General features: G+C 73.8%; 6 protein-coding genes. 3 read left to right on the top strand and 3 right to left on the bottom strand.

From position 1 onward, the window contains the following. Positions 1–184 precede the first annotated feature (184 nt). Positions 185–1,027 carry a helix-turn-helix transcriptional regulator gene (locus ACFVHO_RS28815; protein WP_385720667.1) on the top strand — a complete coding sequence of 281 codons (843 nt, stop codon included), beginning with the start codon at positions 185–187 and terminating at the stop codon, positions 1,025–1,027. Then, on the top strand, positions 1,009–1,230 hold the full coding sequence (locus ACFVHO_RS28820) for a DUF397 domain-containing protein (RefSeq protein ID WP_385720670.1): 222 nt from the start codon (positions 1,009–1,011) through the stop codon (positions 1,228–1,230). Before ACFVHO_RS28815 ends, ACFVHO_RS28820 begins: the two co-directional genes overlap by 19 nt. Here ACFVHO_RS28820 and ACFVHO_RS28825 read toward each other — a convergent pair. The 3 genes from ACFVHO_RS28825 to ACFVHO_RS28835 all read right to left on the bottom strand — a co-directional run bounded on the left by ACFVHO_RS28825 (position 1,190) and on the right by ACFVHO_RS28835 (position 3,314). After that, positions 1,190–1,789: a hypothetical protein gene (locus tag ACFVHO_RS28825; protein WP_385720673.1), complete on the bottom strand. Its 600-nt coding sequence runs from the start codon at positions 1,787–1,789 to the stop codon at positions 1,190–1,192. The genes ACFVHO_RS28820 and ACFVHO_RS28825 overlap by 41 nt on opposite strands. Positions 1,790–1,869: 80 nt before the next feature. Continuing rightward, on the bottom strand, positions 1,870–2,817 hold the full coding sequence (locus ACFVHO_RS28830; RefSeq protein WP_385720675.1) for an ornithine cyclodeaminase family protein: 948 nt from the start codon (positions 2,815–2,817) through the stop codon (positions 1,870–1,872). A gap of 122 nt (positions 2,818–2,939) precedes the next feature. Beyond that, positions 2,940–3,314, bottom strand: coding sequence for a hypothetical protein (locus tag ACFVHO_RS28835; protein WP_385720678.1), 375 nt, complete (start codon positions 3,312–3,314; stop codon positions 2,940–2,942). 149 nt (positions 3,315–3,463) lie between these two features. On the opposite strand from ACFVHO_RS28835, the gene ACFVHO_RS28840 reads away from it, so the two are divergent. Beyond that, entirely contained in the window at positions 3,464–7,210 is a 3,747-nt protein-coding gene (locus ACFVHO_RS28840; RefSeq protein ID WP_385720681.1) for a BTAD domain-containing putative transcriptional regulator, read from the top strand. Positions 7,211–7,298: the final 88 nt, after the last annotated feature.

Consider the following 7,298-nt stretch of genomic DNA (forward strand, 5'->3'; position numbering starts at 1 on the left):
ACTGTTTCCTCCACCTCTTGGAGCCCACCCGCAGAGTGCCGGTGGCCTGCGACGTTAATCGCCGTCACGTGGCTCCCCTTTGCCGTCGGATTTCACGCTTCGTGTCTCCACGATGACGCCGTCCGCCTACACTCGGCAGGAGTCTGTGCGCTACAAGTGCGCGGCTGAGGAGGGGAGTTCATCCATGGCCAAAGGTGCTCATGGATCCCGGCAGGCCGCCTGGGAGTTCTTCGGCGCCGAACTCAAGCGACGGCGCGAGGAGGCCGCGTTCACGCAGGTGGAGCTGGGGGCGCGGGTTTTCGTCTCCGGCGGGTACATCGGCCAGTTCGAACAGGCTATTCGTAAGCCGCAGTTGGATGTGGCCCAGCGGATTGACGCGGTTCTGCAAACCGCAGGCTTTTTCGAGCGAATGTGGCGCAAGCTGATCGATGACAAGCGGTATGCCGACTATTTCGCCGAGGTCGTCGAGCTGGAGCGGATGGCGACCAAGATCTGCCAGTTCGCCCCGTCGGTGATCCCAGGGTTGCTGCAGACCGCCCCCTACGCGCAGGCGGTCACGCTCGCAGCCAATCCGTTCGTCACGGACGAGCACGTGAACGAGCGCGTGTCCGCGCGGTTGGAGCGGTCCCGCATTTTGAAGGACGCTACGAGGCCCGAGTATTGGGCGATCCTGCACGAGAACGCCCTGAGAGTGCCCGTCGGCGGGCCCATCGCCATGGCGGAGCAGTTGGAGCACATCGCCACGTTGGCACGGCAACGAAAGGTGCTGCTGGCCGTGGTCCCGCGCGCGCACGGAGCGTGCGCGTCGATGGCCGCCATGCTCCAGTTGATGGAGTTCGACGACGCGCCGCCAACCCTCTATACAGAGACGTCGTTTTCGGGCGACTTGCTGGACGATCCGGCGGTGGTGAAGCGGGCACAGCGCGCATACGATCTGCTCAGGGGCGCCGCGCTGTCGCCGGAGGTGTCCCTCGCCCTGGTCGAATCGGCGGCTAAGGATTACAGACGATGCACGAGTACGACCTGAGCAACGCGTGCTGGCGCAAGAGCAGCTACAGCAACGGCGAAGGCGGCGAGTGTGTCGAAGTCGCCGCCGGACTCCCCGGCGTCGTCCCCGTCCGGGACAGCAAAGCCGACCCCGACGGCGGCCCCGTCCTCCTCATAGGCGCCCCCGCCTGGACCACCTTCCTCAGCGGGGTGTGCGGCGGCGGCGCCAGTACGCCCAGGTGACCGCCCCCAGCAAGGGCCCCCACAACAACAGCGGGGCGTAACTCACGTACAGGGCCGCGGCCTGCCACGCGCCCTGTCTGGTCGGGTAGTCGTCGGAGAGGGGCTCCCCCGTGATCGTGACCCCGGCCGCCTCCGCCACGAACGCGCTCGTCCACAGTGCCGTGACGAGCACGGTGCCGATCGCCGCCGGGACGACCGCCGCCATCGTCGGCACCGCGCGCCCCCGCAGGAACGGCACCCAGCGCGGGAACACCTCGCCCCACCGCGTGACGAGGCCGACCGCCGTGAAGGCGAACAGCTCCGAGACGAGGGACAGGAACAGCATGTAGGACCACCCCGGCACCCAGACCGGGAGGTCACCCCGCTTGCCGTGGCTGCTCTCGTCGAGGAACCAGCCCGCGATGCGCCAGACGCCCGAAGGCAGCACGGTCAGCGGTACGGCGAGCGCGGCCAGCCACGCCCACTGGGGGACGTCGTCGGCGCGGGCGTGGGCGGCGGCCCAGCAGGCCCGCAACCGGCCGGGCGGAGGCGGGAGTTCGGTACGGGTGTCCGTCGTCATGGGACCAGCCTGGCGATCATGCCCCGCCGCCCGGATCGCCCACCGGGACGAAGCAGCTCCGCCGCGCGGCGGACCCGAGGTCAGCCCAGGAGGTCGACGGCGCCGCCGATGCCGCGCCGCTCCGCCTCCTGATGGGCGAGCCACGACAGGGCGAGATCCTGCCAAGGCAGACCCACGGGCGCGTACACGGACAAGGCGCTCGCGCCCACGCGCCCGGGGTGCTCGCCGCGCAGGACCTCACCGAGGGTGGCGTCGGCGGCGGACGCCGGAAGGCCGACGGACGCCAACGCGCCCATGGAGGCGGCGAGTTCACGGTCGTCCACGACGAGGAGGGTGTCCCGCAGGAGGTCGGCGGCCAGCTCCCGCTTGCCGGGTTCGTCCACGCCGAGGGTGGTGAAGTGCTGGCCGGGGCGGGTGTCGGCGAGGCCGAGGAGAGGGGTGCGGGACCAGGTGGCGAGGAGGACCACGTCGGCGCGGGCTGCGACGTCGGCGGCGGACGCGGACACCTCGCCGTCGTGGCGGGCGGCGAAGTCGGCGGCGCGGCCCGCGTCCGTGTCGTACACAGCAAGGGCACTGAAGCGGCGCAGCGTCCGCAGCCCGCGCACCATCAGCTCCGCCTGCGCACCCGCGCCGATCACGCCGAGCACGGCGGTGCCCGCGGGGTCGGGGGCGGCGAGGGCGTGCGTGCCGAGGGCGGCGGCGAGGCCCGTGCGCCAAGCGGTGACGGTGGCCGAGTCGAGGAGGGCGAGAAGTTCGCCGTCGGCGCCGCCGTGCAGACAGATCACCCCGCGCAACGCGGGCCGCGCGCCGGGGAACTTGGCGTTGACCTTCACGGTGTACGCGTCCACACCGGGCAGGAGCCCGGGAATCAACGCCGTCGCCGTCCCCGGGAACGGCAACTCCGTACGCACCCGCTGCCCGGCGATCGACCCGTCGTCCGCCGTACGGAACCCGTCCGCGAGCACGTCGAGACAGGCGGCGGGGTCGAGGAGGGCGATGAGGTCGCTGTGGGTCAGCAGGCGCGTCATTCACTGATCGTGCCACCTCCACCGCACCCGACCCGAGCGGGACGTGGAGGCCGGCGATCCGCTGATGGCTCCCCCCGGCGCGGATCACCGGCCGGTCCTGGAGGCCCCTGGTTCCCCGGGGCCTAGATGTGGGCGACGTACAGATACCCCCGCGCCCACGTCGTCGTCTTCACCCAGTGCGTCCCCTTGGAGCTCACACACCGCTTGGTGTAGCGCACGTACTTCCCCTTGGGGACCTTCATCTTGATACGGGCATGCTTCGACATCCCCGCCCGGATGGGCGCCTTCCGCTTGGTCTTCCCGTACTTGATGCCCACGTCCCGGCACCGGAACGACGCGGCCGCCGACTCGCCCCCGGACGCGGGCGCCGACGCCGTACGCTGGGGCGCCGACGTCTGGTGGTTGTCCGCGAGTGCCGACCCCGCCGGGACCGTGAGCATCGCCGTGGCGACAGCGCAGACAGCGATGGCTCGCAGCGGCTTCCGTGCGTACCTCATCGACTTCCTTTCGTCTTGTTCCCCCGTGGCTCACCAGTGTTCTCGGGACGGTTGGGCGCACCATTGGGTGAATCATTGGGCGATGCACGGGCAGTCGCTCGTACACGGCGATGTGACGGTGGCGTGAACGCGGGACGGAAGGTGTTCTGTTGGGACCGGACGACAGCGGGGCGGCCGCGGGGCCGTTACGGTTCGCGCTGCTCGGGCCCGTGCGGGCCTGGCGGGGCGAGCGGGCCCTTGACCTCGGGGCGCCGCGGCAGCGTTCCGTCGCCGCCGTGCTGCTCCTCGGCGGAGGGCGGCCCGTCACCCGCGACCAGCTCGTCCGGGCGGTCTGGGGCGAGCCTGCCCCCGCCTACGCGGTCCCGCAGCTCCAGAAGTACGTCTCCGCGCTACGGCGCGTCCTGGAGCCCGAGCGGAGCCCCAGGTCACCCTCGGGTGTCCTGAACTGGTCCGCCGGCGGGTACGTCCTCGACGTCGGCCCTGACGGCGTCGACGCGGCCGCCTTCGAGCGCGGGGTCGGCCGGGGCCGCGCCGCACGGGCCCGCGGGGACGCGGAAGGGGCGGCCGAGGAGCTGCGCGCGGCCCTCGCCCTGTGGGACGGCCCGGACGTCCCCGCCCTCTCCGACGTGACGAGCGGCTTCCTGGACACGGAACGCGACCGACTCGCCGAGCTGCGGGCCGCCGCCCTGGAGGAACGCGTCCAGGCCGACCTCGACCTCGGGCGCCACCAGGAGGTCGTACCCGAACTGATGCGCCTCGTCGGCGACTTCCCGCTGCGCGAGCGGTTCGCGGCGCTGCTGATGCTGGCCCTGTACCGGTGCGGGCGGCAGGGTGACGCCCTCGGGGTGTACCGGCGGACGCGGCGCGGGCTGCGCGAGGAGCTGGGGGTGGACCCGGGGGCGGAGGTGCGGGAGCTGCACGGGCGGATCCTGACGTCCGCTCCGTCGCTGGACCTGGACCGGCGGGGGGTGACGGGCTCCGCGCACGGGCCGGGAGCGGGGGTGACGGACGGCGACGGGCCGTCGGAGCCCGCCGGCGCGCGAGCCATCGAAGGGCTGCGCCAACTCCCCATGGACATACCGGAGTTCACGGGCCGTGAGGCCGAGCTGCGGGAGCTCGTGGGGGAAACCACCGACATGGGCACCGGCACCGGCACCGGCACCGGCGTCATCGTCGCCGTCATCGAAGGCATGGCGGGCGTCGGCAAGACCCGCCTCGCCGTCCGCGCCGCCCACCAGCTCGTCGCCCAGGGCCACTTCGCGGACGTCCAGCTGTGGGCCGACCTGAAGGGCTTCTCCCCGGACCGGCCCCCCGCCGACCCCGCCCACGTCCTGGAGGACTTCCTGCGCCTGCTCGGCGTACCGGGCGACCTCGTCCCCGAACAGGTGGAAGCCCGCGCCGCCCTGTACCGCGACCGGCTCGCGGGCCGCCGCGCCCTGGTGGTCCTCGACGACGCGGCCGACGAGGAGCAGGTGCGGCCCCTGCTGCCCGGCACCGGATCCTGCCTGCTCCTGATCACCAGCCGCCGTGTCCTCGGCGGGCTCGACGGCGCCCGCACCACCCGCCTCGCCCCCTTCAGCCCGAAGGAGGCCACCGCGCTCATCGACCGCGTCACGGAGCGCGAGCGCCCCTGGACGGGCCCGCCGGACCACCCCGGGGCAAAGTCCCCGCAGGTCCCCGGACCCGACGACGCGCTCCTGCGCGTCGCCGAGCTCTGCGGCCACCTGCCGCTCGCCGTGGCGCTCGCGGGGCGCCGCCTGCGCACCCGCCCCTCCTGGTCCACGACGGACCTGGCCCGGCGCCTGGAGGCCGACGCGGGCCGACTGCGCCAACTCGCCGTCGGCGGGAGGACGGTGGACGCCGCCTTCGCGCTGTCGTACGAGTCGCTGCCCGAGCCCCGGCGCCGGGCCTTCCGCCTCCTCGCCCTGCACCCCGGCACCGACTGCACCCCGGAGTCGGCCGCCGCCCTGCTCGGCACGGACCGCGACACGGCCGAGGACCTCCTGGAAGCCCTGCTCGACGAGCACCTGCTGCAGAGCTTCGCGCACGGCCGCTACCGCCACCACGACCTGCTGCGCCTCTACGCGCACGGCCGCACCCACGCCGAGGACACCGAGGAGGCGCGCACGGCCGCCGTGCTGCGGCTCGCCCGGTGGTACTGCGACGCCGCCGAGGAAGCGCGGCGGCGGCTCGAACCCTGGCGGTCGGCAGCGGACGACGGGCGCCGCCTCGTCCTGCCGACCGGGCCAGGACCGGCTCCGGCCGCGGCGGCCCTGGAGTGGCTGGAGCGGGAGCGCGCCAACCTGACGGCGGCCACCGAGGAGGCCGCGCGCCGCGACTGGCACGACTGCACCTGGCGGCTCGCCGCCGCGACCCACTCCTTTCTGGGACTGCACGCGTACGGCACGGACAGCCTCGCGGGCCTCCGCCTCGGCCTGGAGGCGGCCCTGCGGTCCGGTGACCTCGCCCGGCAGGCCCGCTCCGTACGCGACATCGGTGTCGTGTACGACGGCCTCGGGCGGCACGACGAGGCGGCGGAGCAGTACCAGCGCGCCCTGGCGGTGTCCGAGAACGCCGGTGACGCACACGGGGCGGCCATGGCGCGGTGCGCCCTCGGCCGGACGTACGCGGTACGCGGACGCTACCGGGAGAGCGCGGAGCAGCACCGGCTGGCGCTGGCGGTGTTCCGGGAGACGGGCGACCGGCACGGGGAGGCCTGCTCGCTCGCGGGGCTCGGCCTTGCCGACTGGTTCACGGGCCGCACGCACCACCGCAGCGCGGCGCGGCACCGGCGCGCCCTCGCGCTGTTCCGGCTGCTCGGGGACGTACGCAGACACGCCATCGAGCTCAGCAACCTGGGGATGGCACACTGGACCTTCGGGAACCACGAGGAGTGCGCCCACCACCACCGGCGCGCGCTCACGCTGTTCGAGGAGATCAGCGACCGGCGCGGGCAGGCTCTCGCGCGCGGCGGGCTCGGCCTCGCCGAGTGGCACCTCGGGCGGCCAGAGCAGGCCCACGAGCACCTGCTGCGCGCACTGGCCGCCTTCCGGGACATCTGCGACCGGCAGGGCGAGGCCGCGATGCTGCAGCGGCTCGGGTACCTGCACTGGGTCACGGGCCGGTACGGCCGGGGCGAGGCCGAGCTGTGCGAGGCGCTCGCGCTGTGCGCGGGCACCGGCAACCGCAACACCGAGGCGTGGACGCGGACCTCACTCGGCCATCTGTGCCTGCGGCTGCGCCGCGACGACGAGGCGAAGGACCTGCTGCGCGACGGCCTCACCCTGTCCCGCCGCCTCGGCGACAGGCACTGCGAGTCCAGCGGACTGCTCGGCCTCGCCCTGACCGCCCTGAACCAGGGCGACCCGGCCGCCTGCGAACGCCACGCCCGCGACTCGCTCACCCTCGCCCGGGCGATCGCCAACCCGCACGGGGAGGCCTGGGCGATGATCGGCGTGGGGCTCGCGCTGGTGCACGGCGGTGGAGGCGGCGAGGTCGGCGTCCGGTCAGGGGGCGGCGTCGACCACATCGGCGGCGGTCAGGAGGCGGGTGAGGAGTGGTTCCGGCGGGCCGCCGCCGTCGCCGAGCGCGTCCGTGAACCCCACACCGCGTCCATGGCCCGCCACGAGCTGGGCCGCGCCGCCGCGCACCTGGAACGCCCCGCGGAGGCCGAACGGCACCTCCGCGCGGCGCTCGCCCTCCGCCGCCGCATCCAGGACCGGCACGGCGAGGCCGAGACACGCACGGAACTGGCCGCGCTGCTGCGGGACACCGGGCGGCCGGACGCCGCCCGCGCGGAGGAAGAGGCCGCGTCGGCGCTGTACGCCGCGATTCCGCTGCACGACCGGGTGCCGCTCGCCCCCTGGCTCCCCGACCCCAGGGCGGGCAAGGCCTAGGGCCTGTCCGGCGGATCTTCGCGGGCCCGCGACGCCTGGCACGCACTCTCGCCGCACGCCCGAATCACCCAAGTACGTCCAGTACGAG

The organism is Streptomyces sp. NPDC127108 (genome assembly GCF_042677545.1).
GTDB lineage: Bacteria > Actinomycetota > Actinomycetes > Streptomycetales > Streptomycetaceae > Streptomyces.